General features: G+C 61.9%; 17 protein-coding genes, 1 tRNA gene and 1 pseudogene. 12 read left to right on the top strand and 7 right to left on the bottom strand.

Annotation, left to right across the window (positions count from 1 at the left end):
• Window positions 1–213: 213 nt before the first annotated feature.
• From NTU39_RS06960 to NTU39_RS06970, 4 genes and pseudogenes are all read left to right on the top strand, one after another.
• The gene (locus tag NTU39_RS06960; protein ID WP_257959552.1) at window positions 214–6165 is read left to right on the top strand and encodes an autotransporter domain-containing protein; all 5952 of its coding nucleotides are present in this window, start codon (window positions 214–216) and stop codon (window positions 6163–6165) included.
• A gap of 247 nt (window positions 6166–6412) precedes the next feature.
• Window positions 6413–6976, top strand: a pseudogene (locus NTU39_RS26895) (tetratricopeptide repeat protein); the annotation flags it as partial.
• 294 nt (window positions 6977–7270) lie between these two features.
• Window positions 7271–8452: a glycosyl transferase family 8 gene (locus NTU39_RS26900; RefSeq protein ID WP_308340669.1), complete on the top strand. Its 1182-nt coding sequence runs from the start codon at window positions 7271–7273 to the stop codon at window positions 8450–8452.
• Window positions 8442–9287, top strand: coding sequence for an alpha/beta hydrolase (locus NTU39_RS06970; RefSeq protein WP_150665164.1), 846 nt, complete (start codon window positions 8442–8444; stop codon window positions 9285–9287). Before NTU39_RS26900 ends, NTU39_RS06970 begins: the two co-directional genes overlap by 11 nt.
• Before the next feature lie 56 nt (window positions 9288–9343).
• Here the strand turns inward: NTU39_RS06970 and NTU39_RS06975 are convergent, their stop codons facing one another.
• Both NTU39_RS06975 and NTU39_RS06980 read right to left on the bottom strand, forming a co-directional pair.
• Window positions 9344–10207: an NmrA family NAD(P)-binding protein gene (locus NTU39_RS06975; protein WP_150665163.1), complete on the bottom strand. Its 864-nt coding sequence runs from the start codon at window positions 10205–10207 to the stop codon at window positions 9344–9346.
• A 57-nt stretch (window positions 10208–10264) separates the two neighbouring features.
• On the bottom strand, window positions 10265–11602 hold the full coding sequence (locus NTU39_RS06980; protein WP_150665316.1) for an FAD-dependent oxidoreductase: 1338 nt from the start codon (window positions 11600–11602) through the stop codon (window positions 10265–10267).
• 178 nt (window positions 11603–11780) lie between these two features.
• Here NTU39_RS06980 and NTU39_RS06985 point away from each other — a divergent pair, with 178 nt between their 5' ends.
• The 3 genes from NTU39_RS06985 (at window position 11781) to NTU39_RS06995 (ending at window position 14545) form a co-directional block, all read left to right on the top strand.
• A complete protein-coding gene (locus NTU39_RS06985; RefSeq protein ID WP_150665315.1) occupies window positions 11781–12626 on the top strand; it encodes an AraC family transcriptional regulator in 846 nt (281 codons plus the stop codon).
• A gap of 53 nt (window positions 12627–12679) precedes the next feature.
• Window positions 12680–13750: an ArsO family NAD(P)H-dependent flavin-containing monooxygenase gene (locus NTU39_RS06990; protein WP_150665314.1), complete on the top strand. Its 1071-nt coding sequence runs from the start codon at window positions 12680–12682 to the stop codon at window positions 13748–13750.
• Between the two features lie 162 nt (window positions 13751–13912).
• On the top strand, window positions 13913–14545 hold the full coding sequence (locus NTU39_RS06995; protein WP_150665162.1) for a hypothetical protein: 633 nt from the start codon (window positions 13913–13915) through the stop codon (window positions 14543–14545).
• A 170-nt stretch (window positions 14546–14715) separates the two neighbouring features.
• Here NTU39_RS06995 and NTU39_RS07000 read toward each other — a convergent pair whose 3' ends face one another.
• Window positions 14716–15108, bottom strand: coding sequence for a hypothetical protein (locus tag NTU39_RS07000; protein WP_246184637.1), 393 nt, complete (start codon window positions 15106–15108; stop codon window positions 14716–14718).
• Window positions 15109–15473: 365 nt separating this feature from the next.
• Here NTU39_RS07000 and NTU39_RS07005 point away from each other — a divergent pair, with 365 nt between their 5' ends.
• The gene (locus NTU39_RS07005; RefSeq protein WP_150665161.1) at window positions 15474–17219 is read left to right on the top strand and encodes a glutaminase; all 1746 of its coding nucleotides are present in this window, start codon (window positions 15474–15476) and stop codon (window positions 17217–17219) included.
• 123 nt (window positions 17220–17342) lie between these two features.
• Here NTU39_RS07005 and NTU39_RS07010 read toward each other — a convergent pair whose 3' ends face one another.
• Both NTU39_RS07010 and NTU39_RS07015 read right to left on the bottom strand, forming a co-directional pair.
• Window positions 17343–17642 (bottom strand): type II toxin-antitoxin system RelE/ParE family toxin, encoded by a 300-nt coding sequence (locus NTU39_RS07010; RefSeq protein ID WP_257959554.1) that lies wholly within the window; start codon window positions 17640–17642, stop codon window positions 17343–17345.
• Window positions 17639–17896, bottom strand: a complete 258-nt coding sequence (locus NTU39_RS07015; RefSeq protein ID WP_150665159.1) for a type II toxin-antitoxin system ParD family antitoxin — start codon at window positions 17894–17896, stop codon at window positions 17639–17641. Before NTU39_RS07015 ends, NTU39_RS07010 begins: the two co-directional genes overlap by 4 nt.
• A 231-nt stretch (window positions 17897–18127) precedes the next feature.
• Here NTU39_RS07015 and NTU39_RS07020 point away from each other — a divergent pair, with 231 nt between their 5' ends.
• Together NTU39_RS07020 and NTU39_RS07025 are read left to right on the top strand one after the other, a co-directional pair.
• Window positions 18128–18460, top strand: a complete 333-nt coding sequence (locus NTU39_RS07020) for a hypothetical protein (RefSeq protein ID WP_150665158.1) — start codon at window positions 18128–18130, stop codon at window positions 18458–18460.
• Between the two features lie 109 nt (window positions 18461–18569).
• The gene (locus tag NTU39_RS07025) at window positions 18570–18782 is read left to right on the top strand and encodes a tyrosine-type recombinase/integrase (protein ID WP_308340649.1); all 213 of its coding nucleotides are present in this window, start codon (window positions 18570–18572) and stop codon (window positions 18780–18782) included.
• 47 nt (window positions 18783–18829) lie between these two features.
• Here the strand turns inward: NTU39_RS07025 and NTU39_RS07030 are convergent.
• Window positions 18830–18914: transfer RNA gene (locus tag NTU39_RS07030), tRNA-Leu, on the bottom strand.
• Between the two features lie 183 nt (window positions 18915–19097).
• On the bottom strand, window positions 19098–20267 hold the full coding sequence (locus NTU39_RS07035; RefSeq protein WP_039400156.1) for an ABC transporter substrate-binding protein: 1170 nt from the start codon (window positions 20265–20267) through the stop codon (window positions 19098–19100).
• A gap of 547 nt (window positions 20268–20814) precedes the next feature.
• Here NTU39_RS07035 and NTU39_RS07040 point away from each other — a divergent pair.
• Both NTU39_RS07040 and NTU39_RS07045 read left to right on the top strand, forming a co-directional pair.
• Window positions 20815–21864 (top strand): BamA/TamA family outer membrane protein, encoded by a 1050-nt coding sequence (locus NTU39_RS07040; RefSeq protein ID WP_257959555.1) that lies wholly within the window; start codon window positions 20815–20817, stop codon window positions 21862–21864.
• A gap of 81 nt (window positions 21865–21945) precedes the next feature.
• Complete coding sequence (locus NTU39_RS07045) at window positions 21946–23082, top strand: hypothetical protein (RefSeq protein ID WP_246184636.1); 1137 nt, start codon at window positions 21946–21948, stop codon at window positions 23080–23082.
• Window positions 23083–23101: the final 19 nt, after the last annotated feature.

Raw genomic sequence — 23101 nt, forward strand, 5'->3', positions numbered from 1 at the left:
TCCATTAGCGCTATAGCGCAGTTGCGTCGCTTTCCCGGCGCGCTCTCGTCCGCATTTCCGCCTGATCGATATCGAAGCACTTCGCCGTTTGCAGCGAAGCGTTCGTGTATTGGCGTCTGCACGTGTGTGTTGCCCGGGAAGCGGTGCCGAATTCCGTCATTCGTGCATCGATTGCATGACAAGCAACCATAAGAATCAGAACCTGGGGATCAAATGAATCACATCTACCGCGTGGTGTGGAGTGCCAGTCTCGGCATGTATCAGGTGGCTTCCGAAGTGGCGAGCGGCCACGGCGGCAAGTCGCGTTCCGTCGACCGTCGCCGTGCGCGCAAGGCCGCTGCCGTTGCTGCCGTGGCAGTCGCGTCGATGAACGCGGGGGCGGTCTTTGCCGTACCGGCGCCTGTCGCCACGATGGACGGTGTGACGCAACTCTTCTCCGGCTCGCCGGACACGATTACGTCGCCGAACTGGGCCTTTGACGGAACCAACCTGACGATCTCGGGCTCGTTGCCCGCGACGTTCGCGACGATCACCGGTGGCCTCGGCACCATTTCGAACGCCGGATCGATGAGCGGTGCGTACGCGCTGTCGTTCTCTGCTGCAGCGAACGTGTCTCTTGTCGAGAACACCGGTTCGATCAATGCAGGTAGTAACTCGGGCTCGTACAACAGCGGCGTCATCGGCACTTTCGTCAATCGCGGGTCGGTGACGACGGGCACGTTTGCCGGGATCGGCAACGGCGGTCAGATGACCCGGTTTGAAAACACCGGCACGATCACCGGGTTCTTTCAGGGGCTGAACAACCAGGGTACGTTGACGGAGGCCATCAATAGCGGGTCGATTGCCGCGACGGCCGGCTATGGCGTGCTCAACCAGTCGCAACTCGGCACGCTGAACAACAGCGGGCGTATTTCGGGCATTTTCGGCGTCGCTGCCGTCAAGGGCAGCGCGCCGAATCCGCTACTCGGAACGCTGCGCAATAGCGGCACGATCACCGGAACGGAAAAGGGCATCTCCAACAATGGCACGGCCATCACCACCATCGAGAACCTCGTTGGCGGACAGATTGCCGGCACAGATACCATCATCGGCATTGGGCTTTCCAATGCCAGCGCGGTCAGCGGCACGGACTATCGCGGCACGATTGGTGCGATCAACAACGCCGGTACGATTTCGGGTGGCCTCTACGGGATCTACAACACCGATTCGATCGGCACGATCAACAACCTTGCGTCCGGTCTGATTACCGGACCGACGGCGGCGATTTCGAACCAGTCGACCGACGCCATGATCGGTCAGATCAACAACGCTGGCACCATTGCTGGCAGCATTCTGTATTACGGCTCGCAGGCCCTGTCGATTGCCGGTGCGGCGGGCACGGCCTTCGGTACGCTGACGGGCTTCGGTGGTTCAGTCGTCGGCACGCTGGCCAGTCCGTTGGCCGACGTTCACTTCACCGGAGGCAACCTCCTGTTGAACGACATGGTTGATCTTGGCAATGCGCGCACGGCATTCAACGATGCCTCAGTGTTGCAGGTCAACCAACCGACCTACATCTTTGGTAATTACGCGCAGGGTGCCAACGCCACGCTGCAACTTGGTGTGGGCAACGGTGCCGTCACGACAGGTAACGTTGGCCTCGACGCCGGTTACGGCTATCTGAAGGTGACTGGCAACACCACGGTCGCCCCGGGTTCCACCATCGCCTTGCAGTCGTTGGGTTACAACTTCGCCGCCGGTCAGCGTTTTGTCGCGATTGATACGGTGGGGGCTGCGACCTATAACGAAGGCACGCAGCGCTACGTAGTCAATGGTTATCCGTACCTCTCAGGCAGCGGTGCAAGCCTTCCGGTTTCGGGGCATCAATATCTGGTCGTGACGGTGACGGCGCCTTTTGTGGGCGCTATGGGCGGCACGGACACGCTGGTGGCCGGTACGCCGTCGTCTTCGCCGAACTGGGCTTACGACGGTACGAACCTGTCGATTGCCGGCACCTCGTTTGCGACCATCACGGGCAACATGGGGACGCTGTCGAACTCGGGTACGTTGACGGGCGCTTATGCACTCTCGACGTCCCCAGGGGGCAACATCGGTCTCGTCGAGAACGACGGTGTGATCGCTGCGACCAGCAACACCAGCTCGGGCCTTTACAACGGCGGGACCATCGGCACGCTGGTCAATCGCGGTTCTGTGTCGACGGCGGCCTATGGTGGCGTCAGCAATGGCGGCACGATCACCCGCTTTGAAAATTCGGGCACCGTGACCGGTGCGTTGCAGGGGCTGAACAACAGCAACACGCTCACCTCGGTATTCAACTCCGGTACGATTCAGGCAGCCAACGCCTACGGCGTGCTGAACTCGGCGCAGCTCGGCGCGCTGACGAACACGGGGCTGATCTCCGGTTACTACGGCCTGATCTCTAGCAAGACGGGTTTGGCCAATGCGGCGCTCGGCACGCTGACCAATAGCGGCACGATCACCGGATCGAACAAGGGCGTGCTGAACAGCAACGCCTATCTCGGCACGCTGGACAACCAGGTGGGCGGCCAGATTCTCGCCACCGGAGGCCTCACTGCGGACGTCGCTGCGGTGAGCAACGTCGCGTCGAGCACCATCGGCCTTATCAAGAATGCGGGCATGATTTGGGGCACCTACTACGGCATCTACAACGATGCTGCGGTTGGCACGATCAACAACCTTGCCGGTGGCGTGATCAAGGGGATTGGCGGTGCGATTTCGAATCAGGCACCGACGGCGTCGATCGGCCAGATCAACAACGCGGGCACGATTGCGGGCTGGATCATCAACCGTTCGCAAAACAATCTGTACATCAGCGGTGCGACCGACGGCACGTTCGGCACGCTGACCGGTTTCGGCCCCACTTATTCCAGCACCATTGTCAGCACGAACGCCGACGTACATTTCAACGGCGGCAAGCTGGTGGTGGACGATCACTTCGATCTCGCAAACACCCGCACGGCGTACAACGATTCGTCGGTGCTGCAGATCAACAACGTGCTTCGTGTCGCGGGCAACTACTCGCAGGCTGCCGCGGGCACGCTGCAAATCGGCGTGGCCAACGGCGCGTTGGCGACGGGCAGCATGCTGACGGATGTCGGCTACGGCCGTCTGCTCGTCTCGGGCAACACATACATTGCGCCGGGATCGAGCATTGCGCTGCAATCGCTGGGCTATAACTTCGCGGCGGGTCAGCGCTACGTGGTGATCGATACCGCGGGTTCGGCCATCTACAACGAAGGCACGCTGCGCTATGCCGTGAACGGTTATCCGTCGCTCGCGGCCAGCGGTGCCAAGGTCGGTAACGGCAGTAACACCGATCTCGTGGTGACGATCTTCGCACCGGCTAACATCGGGACCATCGCTGGCACGTGGCCGCTGACGCCGGGCACGGCAACCGGCACGCCGGACTGGGCCTACGATGGCGCCAACCTGACGATCTCCGGCACGACCTACGGATCGATCAACGGTTCGCTCGGCACGCTCACGAACAACGGCACGTTGACCGGAACCTCCGCGCTGTCCGTCGGAACCAATGGCGGCAGTATCGATCGCGTCGAGAACAACGGCCTGATTCATGCGGCCGGTGCGACGGATTCGGCGATCTACAACGGCGGTGTCATCGGCACGTTGCTCAACAAAAACACGCTGCTTTCGGCCAACATGGCTGGCGTGAACAGCGTGACCGCGCTGACGCGTCTGGAGAACTCCGGACAGATCACCGGCGGCCGGTTCGGCGTGATTAATGCCGGTGTTCTGACGTCGGTTGTGAATACCGGCACCATCTCGGCGGCCCCGACGGCGTCGACGATTGTGGGGCTGGCGAACACCGGGCAGATCGGTTCGATCAATAACAGTGGTCTGATCAGCGGCTACACCGGCCTGATGCTCCTGCCGTCGGGCAACGTCTCGCCGCGCACGACGCTCGACACGCTGACCAATAGCGGCACCGTGGTCGGTCAGTTTGCCGGTGTAGGCAACTACGGTGGTTCCATCGGCACGATCAACAACCTCGCCGGTGGCAGCATCAAGGCGACGGACACGAGCTATTCGACGGGCATCAACAACGACTGGGGGACGGCGAACGGTGTGAGCACCGGGGGCACGATCGGCCAGATCAACAACGCGGGTACGCTGACGGCCGGTTACTACGGGATTTACAACGCGAATTCGATCGGCGTCATCAATAACCTTTCCGGTGGTCTCATCACCGGTTTGGGCGGCGCTATCTCGAACCAGAGCGTCTCGTCGTCGATCGGTCAGATCAACAACGCGGGCACGATTGCGGGATGGATCATCAACCGCTCGCCGAACGATCTGCGCATTGCCGGTGCAACGGATGGCACCTTCGGCACGATCACGAGCTTCGGCCCAACGTATGGCGGCACGATCGTCAGCACCAATGCCGACGTGCGCTTTAACGGCGGCAACCTCGTTGTGGGCAACAACTTCGATCTGGCTGGCACGCGCACTGCATACAACGAAGCGTCGGTGTTGCAGATCAACAAGGCGATTCAGGTCTCGGGTAACTACGCGCAGTCCGCAGGCGCAACGCTGCAAATCGGCGTGGCTAGCAATGCCGTGACCACTGGCGATCCGGCGACCGACAGCGGGTATGGCCGCCTCGTGGTGAGCGGTAATACGACGCTTGCCGCCGGGTCGAGCGTGGCGCTGCAATCGCTGGGCTACAACTTTGCCGCCGGTCAGCGCTATGTCGTGATCGATACGGCAGGAACGGCGAACTACAACGCCAGCTCGTTGGTGTATCGCGTCAATGGTTCGACGACGCTAGACGCCAGCGGTGCGGAGGTAGCAAACGGTTCACACAAGAATCTGGTGGTGACGCTGGCCAACGGCACCGGTGCCAACAACGGCAGCGGCAACGGCGGTATCAACAACGGCGGCAATACGGGTAACTCGGGCAACTCGGGCAATGCCGGTGGCACGGGCAGCAACCCCGAAGCCGGGAACGGCAACAACGGCGGCTTGCCAGCCTTCGATCCGCGTACGAACGCGACGATCGCGTCGGCACCGAATGCGACGTCGGCCCTGCGCGGATTGTTGGGTTACACCGGTGTGAGCGATCCGCAGTTGCTCAATCTGTTCAACGCCACGCTCGGCTCGCTGAGCGACCGTTCGGCCGATTCGGCCAACCGCGTCGGCAAGCAGCTCGCACCCGCGCAGAACGCGCGGGCAGCCGGTGCTGCGACGTTCGGTTCGATGAACCTCGTGAACTCGCACGTCAACGGTCTGCGTGTGGCACAAGCGGGTGGCACGGGTGTGGCGACCGGCGACAGCGCGGCCAACTGGGGCGTGTGGGGCCAGGCGTTCGGCGGTCACTCCAGCCAGAATGCTCGCGAGAATGTCGACGGTTACAGCGCCAACTATGGGGGCCTGCTGGTGGGGGCCGACCGTGCGTTCGGCGATCGCGTGCGCGCGGGCGGTGCGTTCCAGTTCTCGCGCACCGTCATCAATAACGATGGGAGTACGTCGGGCAATCAGACCAGCGTCAACGGCTATGGCCTGATCGGTTATGCCGCCTACACGGGTGAGCCGTGGTACGTGAACCTGACGGGTTCGGTCGTGCTGCAACGTTACAACTCGACGCGTCTGGTTTCGATGCAGGGCTTCAGTGGCGCGGCCAACGGCAATTTCAACGGTCAGCAGTACGCAACCAGTGCCGAATTCGGCTGGCCGCTTGCGCTGGGCCGTGCCATCGTCACCCCGCTCGCGAGCATCACGTACAGCTACCTGAATCAGAACAGCTACACGGAAACCGGTGGCAACGGTACGGCCTTGTCGGTCGGCAGTGCGGGCAGCAGTTCGGTGCGTAGTGCTCTGGGCGCGAAGATTGCCATGCCGTTCGAGACCTCGTCGGGCACGTGGACGCCGGAGCTTGGTCTGCGCTGGGTGCACGAGTACAACCGCACGCGTCAGACCACGGGCGCGAGCTTTGCCGCAGACCCGACCGGGCAAACCGGCTTCACGACGGTGGGGGCGACCCCGGTGTCGGATCTGGCCGAAATGTCGCTGGGTGTGACGCTGATGCGGGCGAACAATCTGAGTGCGTCCGTTCGCTACGATCTGCAAGTGGGCTCGGGCTTCGTGTCGCACACGGGCATCGTGCGCGTGCAGCAGCGCTTCTGATCGTCTGACACCTTCAGACGGTATCGGCGGTCGCAGTCATTGACATGGCTGCGACCGCCGTGGAAGTATCGCGCAGTGCCCACGGCTTCCCGAGTTTCCCGAACGTCATCCGATGTCTTCCGCCCCCTCCTCCCCGTCGCCTCACGGTGCGTCGTCGTCGCCCGCTGCTGCCGGGACGCTCACTTTTGCGCAAGCGATTGCGCTGGCGAATTCCCATTGGCAAGCCGGACAGGCGGCACAGGCCGAAATGTTGTGCCGACGTGTACTGGATGCCTCATTTGAACACCCCGACGCGCACTATCTCCTTGGCCTGATGGCGCATGCTTACGGCAAGCGCGACATGGCGATCGAGCATCTGACAACCACGTGCCGGGCACCGGGTGTGCATGCGGCATGCTGGTCGGATCTGGCGGAGATGTATCGTCAGGCGGGGCGTCTGACGGATGCCGTGGCGGCGGGGCGTCGCGCCGTCGAGATCGATCCCGCGTTCGCGCCCGGATGGAACAATCTGGGCATCGCATTGCAGGAATCCGGTCAGCTCGAACAAAGCCTGACGTGTCTGACGCGTGTGGGGGATCTTCAACCGGGATCGGCGGACGCGCAGAACAATCTGGGTAATACCGCACGACTGCTGGGACGTTTCGGCGTGTCCGAAGCGCATTATCGCCGCGCGTTGGAAATCGATCCCCGGCGTGCCGATACGCTGAGTAATCTGGCGTCGCTGTTGAGCTTGCAGAAACGTTTCGACGAGGCGGGGGGACTGGCGCGCCGGGCCATTGAACTGGCGCCCAACTTTGTCGACGCTTATCGGAATCTGGCCGATATCGAACTCTCGCGCGGCAATGTTGCGGCTGCGTTGCAGGTCGTGGAAGTGATGTCGGCATTCGCTGCGCAGCATCCCTCGACGTTGGTGGCACGAGCGGGCGTGCTGCGTCTGGTCGGACGCCTCGACGAAGCGCTCGTCAGCGCGCGAGCCGCCATCGGGTTACTGCCCCAAAGCACCAACGTGCAGGCCGCGCTGGCGGCGGTCGAAGCGGATATTGCGAGACGTGACGCCGCCGGGGCACCTGACGCGCAGGCGTCGCAGGTATCGCAGGCGGGTACGTTGCACGATCACGCATCCGTTCATCAAGCGGCATCCGAACGCATTGCGGCGCAGGATTTCGAAGGCGCAGAGGCGCTGCTGCGCGATGTCGTGGCGGCGGGCGCTGCGCCCATGTCGATTTGGCGTCTGCTCGCGATGGCCTTGCGCGCACAGGGTAAAGCCGAGGCTGGCCGTGACGTGCTGGCGATGCTCGCGCGTCAGGTCCCCGGTGATTTGTCCAACCGGTTCGATCTGGCCGAATCCCTGCTTCTGTTGGGCGATTTCGAGCGGGGCTGGCAAGAGTACCGCTATCGCTACAGCCTCGAACACACGCAGTCGATTGAGCGCAAAGTCCAGCGTCCGCGCTGGGACGGTCAGCCGATTCCGGGACAGACGTTGCTTATCCACGACGAGCAGGGATATGGCGATACGTTCCAGTTCATGCGCATGGCGCGGTGGGTGCGCGAGCGCAGTCAGGCGCGGGTGATCTTCGAGGTGAATCCCGAAACGTTGTCGATTGCCCGACGGATGTGGGGCGAGGCGGACATCGTCGGACGCGGCACGTTGCCCGTCACCTTCGACCAGCATTGCGAACTGATGAGCCTGCCGATGGCGATGGGCCTCAAACTCACCGATTTGCCCGGCGATGTCGGGTATCTCAGTGCGGATCCCGAGCGCATCGCCCATTGGCGCGCGCGTCTGGCCGACGTTCCCCGGCCTTGGGTCGCAACAGTCTGGGCCGGACGCCCGGAGCATGTGAACGACAGCAACCGATCCGTATCTCTCGATCAGCTTGGGCCGCTCGGCGCGAGCGGTGCAACGTTCCTCTCGATCCAGAAAGGACCCGCTTCGTCGCAGGCGCAAACGCCGCCGGCAGGCATGACGATGGTGTCGCTGAGCGACGAGATCCGTGACTTCGAAGACACCGCCGCCATTTTGCATCTCGCAGATTTGCTGATTTCGGTCGATTCGTCCCCCGTGCATCTGGCCGGCGGGATGGGGCGGCCGGTCTGGGTGCTGCTGCCGTTTGTACCCGACTGGCGCTGGTTGCTCGGTCGCGACGATTCGCCGTGGTATCCGGGGATGACACTGTTCCGTCAGTCCGAGCGCGCAGCGTGGGGGCCTGTGATTGATCGGATGGGGCGGGCGCTCGCCGCCTTTGTCGCGCAACGACGTGGTGTGGAGTTGCAGGATGCAAATTAAGGCCTTGCTCGGTGGGTTCGCGTGTCTGGTTGCCACCGTGCTGATGTCAGGCTGCGCGAGCCTCGATCGCGATGCCCACGCTCAGGCGTTGGCCGACCCGGCGGGTTTGCGTCGTGAGACGGTGACGGGCGGACCGTTCGTGCTGACGGTGTTCTCTCGCATCACGAAGACCGACGCGCCGGTGAATGTCTATATCGAAGGCGACGGACTGGCGTGGCTGTCGCGAACGGAGCCGTCGCTCGATCCGACGCCCGTCGCTGCGACGGGGCTCGCCCTTGCGGCGGCCGATAAATCGCCCAACGTGGTGTATCTCGCGCGTCCCTGTCAGTTCACGCCAATGGCACTGAATCCGGCATGCGGGGTGCAGTATTGGACCGGCAAGCGCTTTGCGCCGGACGTCATCGACGCAATGAACGAGGCCGTTGGAAAGATGGCGGCGCGCGCGCCCGGGCAGCGGTTGGCGCTCGTGGGCTATTCCGGCGGTGGCGCGATTGTCGCGCTGATTGCCGCCCGACGACAGGACGTCGCGTCGCTTCGGACGGTCGCCGGTAATCTCGATGTCGAGTATGTGAACCGCATGCATAACGTGTCGGCGATGCCGGCGTCGCTCAATCCGATCGACGTTGCAACGCGAGTCGCGACGATACCTCAGATCCACTTCAGCAGCGAACAGGACACTGTGGTGCCCCCGGACGTCGAGAAGCGCTATGCGGCGGCTGTCGGTGGGAAGTGCGTCAAGACGGTTGTCGTCTCCGGCCTTTCGCACGACGGCGAGTGGGCTGCGCGATGGCCTGCATTGCTCGCACAGACGCCCGTGTGCGGCTCGGCACAGTGACCGAGCCGAAGGGCGTCAGGAGCGGGCCATGAAGCCATAGACGCTCACTCTCGACTTCAGGTTTCCCGAACCAGCGCGGTAATCGCGTCGAGCAGCGTGACGTCTCCGCGCATGACATGCCGGCCGTTGTCGCGAAACTGGAAAGTGCCGTCGTTGAACCCGTCGAGCATCTGGATGCGCGGCAGCGGGTTGCGCATGCCTTGCGCGCGGAACAGCGGGTCCCACCCTGCACGCGGTACGGCCTCGGCGATCACGTCTCGCACGAGGGCGCGCGCCAAAGCAGCGGCGATGTCGTCCGGCGAGTAACGCTCCGGTCCTTCGATTTCCCAGATACGTTCGCCGTCGAAATCCTCCTGCATCGCACGTGCGGCAAAATGGCCGACGTCGTTCGTCGACACCATCGGAATGGCCCGGTCCACCGGTGCCAGATAGCTCGGCAGCTCGCCACGTTCCCGGGCGGGCGCAATGTCCCACGCAAAGTTCTCCATCAACCATGCAGGGCGCAGGAAGGTCACGGGCGAGCGTACCCCGCGCACCGCCTCTTCGAACAGACGCAGCGCGGTGATCAGGCTGGGAGTGTCGCAATCGGCACCAATGCTCGACAGGCACACCACCCGCCTGGGGTTCGTGGCGCTCAGTGCTTTGACGATGGCGTCGATCAGGTGCCGAGCGTGCGAGAAGTCGAGTTCCGGGTCGGCGTTCGGCGGGAGCATGACGAAGACGGCTTCGCTGCCACGAAAGGCGTTGGTCAGCGCATCGGCGTCACCGTTCTCCGCCACCGCGATCTCGCCGCCAAGCGTGGCCCATCGACTTGATTTGACGGGGTCCTGAACAATGGCCCGCAGTGGCAGGCCGGCGGTGAGCAGATCGTGTCCGATCACGCCGCCAACGCGACCCGTGATACCCATTACGGTGTACATAGTCACTCCTCACGCGCAGTAACGTTGCCGTAAAAGTAACACGGGATCGCGGTCGTCTCACAAATGCATCAGATCGGCGGATTGCCGTGTCGATGCGGGCGACGGGCCGCGACGCGCGTTGAGCAGTGCGGCGCCAGCATCGGCAAGACGCACCGCCTCGCGCGCGCGCTCGCACATGTCGCGCTCATAGGCGGTGATGGCTTGCCAGAGCGGCACGTGGCCGTCGGCGACCGTGCGCAGATGCCGGGTCAGTTGCGCGGCGTCGCGCAACGCCGTGTTTGCGCCAAGTCCCCCGGCGGGGCTCATCGCGTGGACCGCATCGCCCAGCCCGGCCACACCGTCGATCTGCCAGGGCAGCGGGCTGGCGGTGCTGCGCACGGGCGACACGCGGACCGTTTCGGGGACCGCGTGCGAGAACAGCGAGCCGAGATGCGGGTGCCATGACTGTGTCATCGACTCGATGCGCGCGAGCGGCATGGCGTCCGGCATTTCCGCGCAGGTGTACGCAGGGCCGAGCAGCGTTCGCGACGGACCGATGAACGCCCAATAGAGATAGTCGGAGACTGGCGAGAGGGGCATCCGGGCGGGTGCGCGCTTTGTCTCGGGGGCCATATCGCCACGAAGCGGACGACGAAACAGCATCGCCTCGACGATGACGGCAAATCCGTCGGCAAACACGACGGTGCTGCCTTCCATCATGGTGGCCTCGCCGTGGGCGTCCATCAGCACGAGCAGGGCGGTCGACAGCGGCGTGAGGCCGTAGATGCAGATGTCGCCCGTCTCGCGAGGGGCCATGCCCGGCAACACGTATTCGCGAACGCGGGATTGAGTGCCGTCTGCTGCAATCACGAGCCCCGGCAAGCTTTGCGTGCCGTCGTCGAAATGGGCGATACGGCGGCCGTCGGCAATCGTGGTCGTGCGCGAGAACGATTTGCCGAAATGCACACGATCGAGAATGCCGTCGAGCAGAATTTCGCGAAGCGTCTGGCGATGGACGCTGACGTCGCCGGGGATGTCGGGGGCATGCGGCGTCGGGCGCGCGGCGCCGGTCGTGGTGCGCTGGCGATGGTCTGTGACGGCCGAATCGGTGTGCGCGTCGTGCCAGCTAGGCGGTAAGACGACCTTGGCGTCTTCGAGTTGAGGGGTGACGAATCGCCCGCCGGCGCGCGCCACGGCCGCACGCTCGCGCACGCGGTCGATGCCGCCGTCGGACAGGCATTCGCTCAGGGCATCCAGGCCGTTGGCGTCGATGCGCAGGCGATACCCCTGGAAGCGGGCGTCGGGGGCGGGATCCCGCTCGTAGACATCGAACGAGATTCCCGCGCGGCGCAGGCCCTGCGCCAGGCACAGGCCGCCCAGACCCGCGCCGATGATGTTGACATGCAAGACTGACATGATTTCGATGGGCCGTCATGAGGCGGCCAGCAGTGGCACTTCGCTCATTGTCCGCGCGCTCGCGTTTGACCTGATAACATTGTTTGGTCATAAAACAATGCAAATCGGACAAACATCGGACAAACGTATGAGCACCGATTCTCTCGACCTGCCGCGCAGGAAACCCGACGTGGGGCTGATGCAACTCGACGACTCGCCGTTCGCCCGCTACAAGCCGAACGACCGGCTCGACGGCCCGCCCGTCTGGGCCTTCGGCGGGCGCGATCACGAGCGAAGTCTGTTCAGGATCGGCACGCGCGAGCTGGATTGGCATTCGCACGTCCGAGGCCAATTGTTCTGTATTCACGCGGGATTGGCGCACGTGCATACGCCGTTCGGCGCGTGGGTGTTGCCGCCCTACCGAGCGGGATGGATTCCGCCCGGTGTCACGCATCGCGTGTCGCTATCGAGCGTGGTGAGCGGGTGGATCGTGCTGGTGACGCCAGCGGCTGCGACGACATTGCCGTCCACGCCCTCTGTGGTGGGCGTGTCGGAGTTGCTGGCGGCGCTTGTCAAACGGGCCGTGTCGTGGGCGCTGCGAGACGTGCTGACGGACGAGGAGATGCGGCTTGCGCAGGTGCTGGTCGATGAGATCGCGCGCGCACCTGCCGAGCCGCTCGGGCTGCCAATGCCGACCGATGCGCGCGTAGCGCGTGTGGCGCGTGCCGTGCTCGACGATCTGAGCGGGCAGACCTCGCTGGAGGCGCTGGCCCAGCATGCCGGTGTGTCGTCGCGCACGGCACGGCGTCTTTTTGTGGCGGAAACGGGGATGGGGTTCACGCAGTGGCGGCAACAGGCGCGTCTGGTGAGTGCGCTTGAACGGCTGGCAAACGGCGAACCCGTCGGTACGATTGCCGATTCGCTCGGGTACTCGACCCCCAGCAATTTCATCGCCATGTTCCGGCGTGCCTTCGGAGAATCGCCAGGACGCTACTTCCGTCAGGTGGGGCCGCGTGTGCAGGCGGATGACGAGGAGGGGGCATGAGCCTGCAAGAGATGGCAGCGCCGCCTTCGTCATCCTTGCCTTCGTCGTCTTCGATGAGGCACGTCGATACGCTTGTGATCGGCGGCGGCCAGTCGGCGCTTGCGACGGCGTACTTCCTGCGTCGATGGCAGGTGAACTATCAGGTGCTGGACGATCAGACGACCGCGGGCGGCGCATGGCAACGGGCGTGGCCGTCGCTGCAACTTTTTTCGCCTGCGCAATGGTCGTCATTGCCGGGGTGGCCGATGCGCGGCGGCGAGATGCAATACCCGTCGAGAGACGCGGTCGTGACGTATTTGCGCGAGTACGAAGCGCGTTATGAGGTGCCGGTGATGCGTCCCGTCAACGTGACGAACGTCGTCGCACAGACAGACGGATTGCGGGTGAGTACCGATCGCGGCGACTGGCTGGCCCGCACTGTCGTCAGTGCAACGGGGTCGTGGCGTTCGCCGTATGTGCCGTCCTATCCGGGGCAGGATGCGTTCGGCGGACTCCAGATGCATTCGGCCGAATACGCGGGGGCGCAGGGGCTGCGCGGGCGGCGCGTGCTGGTCGTCGGTGGTGGCAATTCGGGGGCGCAGATCTATGCCGAAGTGTCGCAGGTGAGCGAAGCGACCTGGGTCACGCTAAGTCCGCCGTCTTACTTACCGGACGACGTCGACGGACGCGTGCTGTTCGAACGCGCAACGGCACGCTGGCAGGCTGTGCAGCAAGGCTTGCCGGACCCGTATCCCGATAGCGGGCTGGGGCACATTGTCATGGTGCCGTCGGTGCTTGAAGCGCGTTCGCGTGGGGTGTTGCGCACAGTGCGTCCGTTCGCGCGATTCGTCGAGGACGGTGTCGTCTGGGAAGACGGGACGCATACGACGGTCGACGTCGTTATCTGGTGCACCGGATTTCGGCCTTCGCTGGGTCATTTGCGCGGCCTGGGTATTGCGCAGGCCGATGGGCGGATTCGCGTCACCGGGACAAGGAGCGTCGATGAGCCCCGACTATGGCTGGTTGGCTACGGCGAGTGGACGGGGTATGCGTCGGCGACGCTGATCGGCGTCATGCGAAGCGCGCGGGCGACGGCGCAAGAGATCGTGGCTCATCTGGCCGCACCTATGTCGGCGACTACGTAGAACCGAAAGCACAGCGCAGCGGGATAGAGTGGTTCTCATGCAGTGACGGGCGCGAGCGCAGCGGAGCCGGACGATCGCAAAAAAGCCGCATATTTCGCACGAAAGCGCCTTCACTGCACATCGTTTACCCAACGTGTCGACGCCTGCGAGGTGAGGGCGACGATGCGACAGAAGGTGCAGATGAAGATGGGAACACTCCGGAAAATTGATTCACGTATTACACGGTTCAAAGTAGGGCACGCGGATGCCCGGCACAAGCACGATGAGATGCGGTTGCATGAAAGAATTGCGTCCGTCGAGGCGGTGTTACCGACCCTGGCAACCAAGGAGGATCTTGCTAGGGAGTTCGGCACGGTTCGTGCCGAGACGCATCGCGAAGTTGGCGGCCTCAGAAGCGAGATGCATCAGGAGTTCGGAACGGTGCGGCAGGAGATGCATCAGGAGTTCGGAAAGGTGCGTCAGGAGATGCATCGGGGGCTCGGAAAGGTACGGCAGGAGATGCATCAGGAGTTCGGAAAGGTGCGTCAGGAGATGCATCGGGGGCTCGGAGAGTTGCGTCAGGAGATGCATCAGGGGTTTGGAGAGTTGCGCCGAGAGATGCATCAGGAGTTCGGCAAAGTCCGCAGCGAAATAGCAGGTGAGATCGCGTCGGTCAGATCGGACATGCACGCGCTGGGTGCCGGGTTACATCGCGAACTACATGTGCTCACCTGGCGACTAATCGGCACCATCGTGACGGTCGGCACAGCGCTTGTTGCCGCGACGCACTTTCTCTCGAAGATCAGCCCACCGTAGTCGCCGACGGTTCTCGCGTGGGCGCAAGGCCGACGTGACGCGCACCCAAAGGTTGGGATCGCCGCCGAAACGGTGCGCGTGCAGACGCCGCAGCACCCACTCGGGCGAACCGTGTCAGATCGTCTACAGGCACGGACGGCCCGCCACAAACGGCGAACCGTCCGCCGCGATTAGCCCATGAGTTTCGGCCGCTTGCCGGGGCCAGGCGAATGGAGCACGCGGCACGGGCTGACGAACTTGTCGCACGCCACTGCGGCTTGCGCGAACGTTTCGAAGTAGATCGCGTGATCGTCGTCGGTGACGTGCGCTTTTTCGATTTCCGAAGCCGTTTCGTTCCACGCCAATCCCAGATACTCCCCGTGCTCATAAAACCAAACTACGTAGCCTTGCCGAGCTAACGATTTCGGCACGTTCAGTGTTCCGCAGCGCTTGCGATTCTTCTTAACGACGTCGCTGCTCTTCTCGGTCTTCGCGTCTTTAGAAGCGTTCATGAAGGTCTCCCATAAATGTACGGTTAGGGTGTTTTCATGATGGCAGGCGTGAAGTGACGTGAGTTTCAGCATCGTCCGAATCGTTCTGCCCGATCGCTGCCACGCGCAAGGCTTCGGCGCTTTTCCCAATTGAATATGAAAACGTAGTGAGCGCTTCGATCCATGTGCTACGCGGTATTGCGCGCGGCGCGAGGGATCCGACGACGACTGCGCAGCGTTCGGCGCGAGATCTCCGCGCTATCAACCGATTCGGAAATTACGTGATGTTATGAAGATAGCGACCTGATTGCCGAGCCGTAGCGAACGGACCCGATGAGGTTGTCGCGTCGAGTATGCGATGAGCGAACCATAGAATCGGCTTTCCTGGTCGTACCTGTAGCCTAGGGAAATAAAACATCGTTTAGGGATGCTCTTCTCGAAATGCCGAAGCCGTCGCAATGACGGCGGGGACACACGGCGATCTTGCCGCAAGGCGAAGCTCTGAGAGAAATAGGGTCATCGAACAGGTTGAGACCAGATATCTCCGAGTTCAAGAAAGTCGCCGCATCATGAAAATTCTGTCTTTTGTCCCACGGATTCCCGTGGATGACGTTGCTTCTGTGCATCTTCAACCATGTCAGGCAGATCCTGCCGGTCGCGTGATGATCGCCGACCTGATGCACATTCGGAACGTGAGTGAGGGGGCGCGAGAGGACATCTCGCCTTCGGCGGTCTATCGGAAATCGTATGTCGTGGACGCTGCGCTGCTGAGCGAAGTGATTCGTTCGCGTGCTGCACCCGTCGGCAAAGGGCGTCCCGTTCAAGGCATTCCCGGTACGAATCCGTGTGCGGAAAAGCGCGCTATCTCTTTGATGGACACGCGCACGGGAAAGATCGTCAGCGTTGGCGATATGCATCACCGCTTTTCGCAGCAGAGCATGTCCAAACCGGTGGCGATGGCGCTGGCGATTCGGTTGATGGGCGGTCAGCCTGAGCGCTACGGTCGATACGTCGGGATGCAAGCATCTACGCTCCCCTATAACGATGCCACGCTCGCACCCGACGGCCGTCCGTTCAATTCGAGTGTGAACATCGGTGCGCTTGCAACTTGGATGCTGATTCAGATTCACACGCCGTCGGGCAGCGATCCGTTCGATGGCTTCCTGGAGATGATGAAGTCGTTGACGAGAAATCCGGGGTTGAGCGTCAATGAAGCCATGGCCGCCGGAGAGTTCGAGTTTTGTCCGCCTGACCAGGCAATGAGTCGCAACCGGCAATTGCTGGCGACGCTGGATGCCTCGGGCTTTGTGGATGAGGATAGTCTGACGATTTATGCGATGCGCAAACATGGCAAGGCATTCGTCGACGCTAACTCGACACGTGCCGGCGGACTGACGTCCGAGTTCGCCTTGTCATGCAGGCGAGCGCTTTCCGAGGATGCCTTTCTTAGCTATTGCAGAGCCTGCGCCGTGATGGTGAACACGGAGGACATGGCGAACGTTGCCGGGGTGTTTCGCAGTGGTGGCGTGCAGGTCGATGTGGAGAATGGGACGCGCAGGCGAATCCTGCCTTCCTCGATTGCGGACTATGTTCGATGCTCGAACGACATCAGCGGCAGCTATGAAGAGTCGGGGACGCAGTTCAGAAAAAACGCGTTCGGTGGAAAGACGGGCGTCGACGGAGGTATTTTCGGCAGTCTTTACAGGCATCCGAACCTCGTCGTGGCGACGCATCACGCCGACTTGAACCCCGTGGGGAATTCCGGTGAAGGGCAAAAATGGATCAGCACGCTGAACAAGCTGAACCTGGTGCTGCCTTCGGCGCGCCGTGCGGCCTTGGGAATGGCACGAGGGCTGATGCGTGCGCGCCCGATGGCGGGACAATTGCCGTCTCACGCGCTCGGACCTTCTCCCCGTGAAATGGATGCGACACTGCAATCGGAGATGACCCCGGAAACGCGTCGCGCGCTGACCAATGCCATGCCGGTCATCGATGGGGTGAGGCGAGACTTCTATGTGAAAGCGCCGGACATCCGCAAGGCGAAGGACATCGCCGTCGACGCAACGCACGTTCTGTTGGCTCGCGACATTCACGGCAGGATGAAGCGGTACTACCACATGTCGCAAGACCGGCATGCGTTGGAGAAGATTGTCGTGGTCGACGAGATGTCGGGGGCGGTGAGTGCGGCGCGGGAACAGGACTGAGCCGTCGGACGGGATGAACGACTGCGTCGCTAGTGATTCCAGCGGTTTATTGCGGGATGTTTAGGGGGCTTTCGAGGACATTCGCAGCACCACTTTTTATCCTCGGCACTTCAATTGATGCCATCAGGGAAACAGAATCGCCGCGTAATTTCGTGCGCTGTGCAGGATGTGGACGATGTCGATACGCTCGTCCGACTCGACCACACGATAGAAGATTTGGTAGTTGCCGTAGACGCGATGTCGGATACCGAAGCGCTCATAGCGCGGCACGACGGGGAAGGCGTACGGCATGTCTGCGAGGCTCAAACACCTGTCCCGCAGTTCTTGAATGAATGCTACTGCGCGGCGCGGATTGTCCAGCGCGATGTAATCACCAACGGTCTCAAGGTCTACGATGGCTTCGGGCAATAAGTGAACGATCATCCCTCGTCGTCCACCTTTGCCTGATACTTCTTCTCAAGGCGGTCGAACACATCAGCGGCTGGCTGCCCCTTACCCGCTGCGGCATCTGCAATGCCCTTCTCAACCATCGCATCCAACGCCGCAAGCTGCGACTCACGGTCCTGAATCAGACGGACCCCCTCGCGCAACACCTCACTCTTCGAACCGTAACGGCCCCGCTTCACCAGTTCCGCGACGTACTCCTCAAGCGAGCGCCCGAGTTCTGCACTGATCATGATTTCCCTCCTGTCGGAGTTGGCTAGGTCAGTGGTCACTCTAGCATTCTTATCAACAGTTATCAAATCACGTGCCCGCCCCTCTGAATTCAGGTCGCCGCCTTTGGTATTCCGGCGCATTGGCCGTTTAGCCGAAAAATTTATCGGAAGTTGCTGAAACGCAAGTATCTGCGCGCCTGACATGATGAGTTACGTCCCCCAGTGAACTATTCCTATCCAAGTGGAGGCACCGTGACAGACGCAAGCGAGCGCAGCATTACGCCACACGATGTTGGCTCGACCAAGAAGACCGACGCGTCCAAGGACAAGCAGCGAGTACCAACGTTGCCGCCGTCATTTCCCCGCAAGGGCTACGTGATTTGGTTTCATGCGCATGCCCGTTACCTCGGCTACGCGTGGGATGAGGAGCAGAGAGAAATCCAACGGGCGCATGTACCTGACCCGGACCATGCGATTTACTTCGATACTTTTGCGGAGGCGATGGTGGCGACAGAACGATTGTTCAGTCCGTACTACATACTTCACTCACCTAAGCCCGGAGCGAACCCGAAATTGGTAAGGTAATTTTGTAGATGGCCCATCTCATGCGGTGGGCCGTCGATGATTTTCTACGACATTTACAAGCACTTGCTCTTGACCATTTAGCGCCCCCCGTTATCTGCCTCAGCGAGGCTTGCGAACTCGATTCGATGCGGCTCGCGAGGCTGCCGGGGTTGCTAAGGATGCATTCCAGTGTCGCGACCTTCGGGCCAAAGCCGGTACCGACAAAGCGCAGTCAACCGGAGATATTCGAAAGGCCCAAAAGCAACTTGGCCACCGCTCTTTGGTAATGACCGAGCATTACGTGCGCGACCGTCTCGACGACAAAGTCGAGCCGACGAAATAACCGAATTGCGGAGCATGGCGGAATCGCCAGATGTCTTGGAAAAGCCGTGGTGCCCAGGGCCGGAATCGAACCGGCACGCCTTGCGGCGGGGGATTTTGAGTCCCCTGCGTCTACCAATTTCACCACCTGGGCGGGTGTGCCGACACCGAACGGTGTCGCAGCGTGAATCGCTCGATAAACCTGACGGCTCACCGGACGAAGGCGAGATTATGACCGAAATTTTCTCCCGCCACAAGCCCGCTTCGGCAGCTTTGCGTCACCGGCGGTGCCAAACCTCAGGCTTGGCACCGCCGACAATCGTGCCGTTTCCCGATATCAGTCGGAGACGTAGACAAACTTGCCGTTCTTGATCTGTCCCATTACCCCGGCACGCTGATCCAGACCGACGTGGTCCTGCGGACTCAGGTTCATGATGCCGTTGGGAATCGCGAGGTTATGCGTCGACTCCAGCGCGTCGCGCAATGCCACACGGAACGCGGGCGTGCCCGGCGCCGCAACCTTGGCGGCACGCGGCACGGCGTCGTTGAGCAGATCCCATACGCCGTAAGCATCCGCCGCGAACTGGGTCACGGTGTCCGCGCCGTACTTCGCTTCGTACTTCTTCGTGAACGCAAGCGCCGCTTTGCGGGCGGGATGTCCGTCCGGCAGCGTCTTGGCGACGACGCCCGGTTGCGTCGGGAACAGGGTGCCCTCGACATCCTTACCGCCGACACGAACGAAGTCGTACGTCGCAATGCCGTGCGTCTGATAAATCTTGCCGGTGTAGCCGCGCTCCTGGAGCGTGCGCTGCGGCAGTGCAGCCGGTGTACCCGAACCCGCCACCAGAATGGCGTCCGGCTTCGCCGACATCAATTTAAGCGCTTGCCCGGTCACGCTCGTGTCGGTCCGGTTGAAGCGTTCCTGCGCCACGATCTGCAATTTGCGGAGCGCGGCGAACTTCGAAAATTCCTTCAACCAGCTATCGCCATAGGCGTCTGCAAAGCCGATGAATCCGACCGTCTTCACGCCGTGGTTGGCCATGTAACGGGTCATCACGTCAGCCATGGCCGAATCGTTGGCGGCCATCTTGAAGGCCCAGCGACGCTTGGCGTCCTGCGGCTCTACGGCCACCGCCGAACCGATCAGCGTGATCATCGGCGTTTCCGCTTCCGAGATCGGGTCGAGCATGGCCAGCGCGCTCGGCGTGATGTTCGGGCCGACGATCACGTCCACCTTGTTTTCGCTGATGAGCTTGCGTGCGTTTTTGACAGCCGTGCCGGGATCGGAGGCGTCGTCCAGAAAGATGTAATGCACCTTCTGGCCACCGATCTGGTCAGGCCAAAGCTGCATGGCGTTCTTGCTGGCAATACCGATAGCGGCCGCCGGCCCAGTCGAGGACAGGTCAATGCCAACGGTCAGGTCGGCGCGGGCCGCCGTCACTACGCCGGACAACGTCAGAGCAAGCAAAACACCCGACAGGCGGATGCCGCGAAGAGGTGAGCGCATGGGGTCTCCTTTTGGTCGAATCGCGTAAGCATACCGCACCGTCCGCGTCAGACCAGCAAGGAAAAATACTCCCCGATTCGGGTCGTTAGCAACCCGTCGCCCGGCCTCAATCGCCGCTCGAACCGAGTCAATCGCCCAACCACCGGTGGTTATCGGGAATTTAAAAATTATTTTTGACTAAAGCTTGTTAAATGTCTTAGTGTTTTGTTGAAAGTCAGTTTAATTGAGTAATTAATTAGTAATTAAAATTACTTTGCTTGACGTATTTGAGATTTTTGAAAATTAAATATCACTGAATTTCATTCTCTTTGCCGGAGAGCGAACAGCCAATGCAGAGACTGTCGTGGGAGGAGGCGTAGAGATGCCCGGCTACGTGACGCATGGGTGCCTTCAGCGAAGCCTGGCTGCGGTATTAGTGCTGTGTATTGCCGCCGCAACGACTTCCGTCAGCGCGCAAACATTGGATGGCACAGCCGCAGCCAAACAGGCCGATCAGATTGTTGCACCCGATAAACCCGGCACCTTAACCGAACCCACTAAAGAAAAAGTGTCCTGGCATTCAAAGGACGACAGTAATTTCGATGCCAGCGATTTCCTGCTGAATCATCGTGGCGCGTTACCCGTCCCGATGATCATCACAGAACCGGCCATTGGATATGGTGGCGGCGTTGGGCTGCTGTTCTTTTCCGAGTCGATGGCGGACGCCGCGAGAAACGCAAAAGAAACCGGTGTCATGACACCTCCGAACATCACCGCCGTCGGCGGGATGTACACCGAAAACGGGACATGGGGTGCGGGCCTCATGCACTTCCATACGTGGGGTGGCGACGCCATCCGCTATCTCGGCGGCCTCGCCAAAGTGAACATGAAGACGGACTACTACGGTCTGTCGAGCGCACCGCGCTCATATCAGTTGAACGGCTGGTTGCTTGTGCAGCAGGTGCTGTTTCGCATCGGACACTCGCATTGGTACATCGGGCCGCGCTACACGTATTTCGATTCGAACACGCACTTCACGGGACAGGTGGCGCAGGAGGTCGGTCTACCCGATGCGCAGCGCCGTATCGGCAAGGTCGGTCTGGTGATCGACTACGACTCGCGCGACAACATGTTCTTCCCGAATCGCGGCAGCTATATGGAACTGGAACTTCAGGCCGCGCGCCCGTGGGCTGGCAGTTCCCAATCGTTCGAGACCTATAACGGACGCGGCTACACATGGCTGCCGCTCGCACGCGACTGGGTACTCGGTTTGCGCCTCGACGGTCGCTTCTCGGCGGGCGATACGCCTTTCTACGCGCAGCCCTATGTGAAGCTGCGCGGCGTGCAGCAAGGGCGATATCAGGACCAGAACGCGGCGATGGTCGAAGCCGAGGTTCGTTGGAACGTCACACCGCGCTGGTCGGTGCTGGGATTCAGCGGTGCGGGACGCGCGTGGGGCAAGTGGAAATCCTTCTCTGAAGCCGACGCCGTCGTGAGCGTCGGCGCAGGGTTTCGCTATCTCATCGCCGCCAAGCTGGGTCTGGCCGTAGGCATCGACGTCGCCCACAGCAAAGGGGAGAACGCCTTCTACATTCAGGTCGGTAGCGCGTGGCGCTAACGATGGACGGTCAATACAACCGGCTTTAGAGAACAAGGCACACTCATGGGATCGTGGCGTAGTGCGAGATGTTGGTGGATCGTGGCAGGAACGTTCGCGTGCCTTGTCGGCGTGACGCGCGAAGCCGCCGCCTGGGGTGCAGGGGCGACGGGGGCGACGATGGTCGCGCCGACGTCCGACGCCGGTGGCGACGTGGCGGCAAGGCGCGGATGGTATCGCGGCGTGATCGGGCCGACGGCCACGCCCTCCGGCGATAGCGCTTCGCCACCGTCGGGTGTCGCAGGCACGCCGGAGGACAGGGCGGCCGCCAACGCGTCGGCATCGTCGAGTGGCGCAGCCTCGCCTGACGCCACGACATCTTCACCCGCTGCACCGAAACATTGGGACCATGCGCTGCCGTTTTTCGCGCAGCGCGTTGTCGACCGGGGATACGACCTGCCGAATCCGTACGACGTCGGTTATTCCTATTTCAACGGCACGCAGCGGTATCAACTCAGCAACCTGATGGTTGGCGCGAACGGCAACGGCCTGCGCTCGGCCGACTTCGTGCAGTTCGATCAATCGCGCATTCGCAGCGAATCGAACCAGTTTCAGCTTGGCGCGTGGTTGTTTCCGTTCATGAACGTGTACGGCATCGTCGGCAACGTGCGCGGCGGCGGCGACATCAACATCGGCTTCTCGTCGCTCACAGCGCTTGAACAGTTTTTCGGACTGAACATCGGATGTGCGGGACGGCGTCCGCCACCGAATTGCGCGAACCCGATCAAGCTGCCGACGGCGCACGCCGACTACAGCGGACACACTTACGGCGGCGGATTCACTTTGGTCGGCACCTACGGCGATCTGTTTTTCTCGCTGCCTGTGACGTACACGGTCTCGGACATCTCCATGTCCGACTCCCTCATCCACTCGTGGAACATTTCGCCACGCATCGGTTGGAACTTCCATCTCGGATCGGCGGGCATTCTCACCCCCTACGTCGGCGCGACGTGGTTTCGCACGCGCGCCGTGATCACAGGTCACTTCGACGTGCCGATCGAAGCCGCAGGCGGTCAGACGCAGCGGCTCGATTATCAGATCGATCAGTCTGTCACAGGAAGCTGGAGCGGCGTGGCAGGGGTGAGCTGGGCGGCGAGCAAGCGCTTCGGTCTGCTCGCCGAGTTCGGTTACGGCTACAACCGTAGCGACGTCATCCTCACTGCCTTCCTGAGGTTCTGATGCGCGCCCCGGCATTCAT

It is taken from the genome of Pandoraea commovens (assembly GCF_024704525.1).
In the GTDB taxonomy this organism is placed as follows: domain Bacteria; phylum Pseudomonadota; class Gammaproteobacteria; order Burkholderiales; family Burkholderiaceae; genus Pandoraea; species Pandoraea commovens.

Coding starts and splice junctions, on each gene's coding strand:
- NTU39_RS06960 (WP_257959552.1), top strand. CDS start 214: ATGAATCACATCTACCGCGTGGTGTGGAGTGCCAGTCTCGGCATGTAT.
- NTU39_RS06970 (WP_150665164.1), top strand. CDS start 8,442: ATGCAAATTAAGGCCTTGCTCGGTGGGTTCGCGTGTCTGGTTGCCACC.
- NTU39_RS06975 (WP_150665163.1), bottom strand. CDS start 10,207: ATGTACACCGTAATGGGTATCACGGGTCGCGTTGGCGGCGTGATCGGA.
- NTU39_RS06980 (WP_150665316.1), bottom strand. CDS start 11,602: ATGTCAGTCTTGCATGTCAACATCATCGGCGCGGGTCTGGGCGGCCTG.
- NTU39_RS06985 (WP_150665315.1), top strand. CDS start 11,781: ATGCAACTCGACGACTCGCCGTTCGCCCGCTACAAGCCGAACGACCGG.
- NTU39_RS06990 (WP_150665314.1), top strand. CDS start 12,680: ATGAGGCACGTCGATACGCTTGTGATCGGCGGCGGCCAGTCGGCGCTT.
- NTU39_RS06995 (WP_150665162.1), top strand. CDS start 13,913: ATGCGACAGAAGGTGCAGATGAAGATGGGAACACTCCGGAAAATTGAT.
- NTU39_RS07000 (WP_246184637.1), bottom strand. CDS start 15,108: ATGCTGAAACTCACGTCACTTCACGCCTGCCATCATGAAAACACCCTA.
- NTU39_RS07005 (WP_150665161.1), top strand. CDS start 15,474: ATGACGGCGGGGACACACGGCGATCTTGCCGCAAGGCGAAGCTCTGAG.
- NTU39_RS07010 (WP_257959554.1), bottom strand. CDS start 17,642: ATGATCGTTCACTTATTGCCCGAAGCCATCGTAGACCTTGAGACCGTT.
- NTU39_RS07015 (WP_150665159.1), bottom strand. CDS start 17,896: ATGATCAGTGCAGAACTCGGGCGCTCGCTTGAGGAGTACGTCGCGGAA.
- NTU39_RS07035 (WP_039400156.1), bottom strand. CDS start 20,267: ATGCGCTCACCTCTTCGCGGCATCCGCCTGTCGGGTGTTTTGCTTGCT.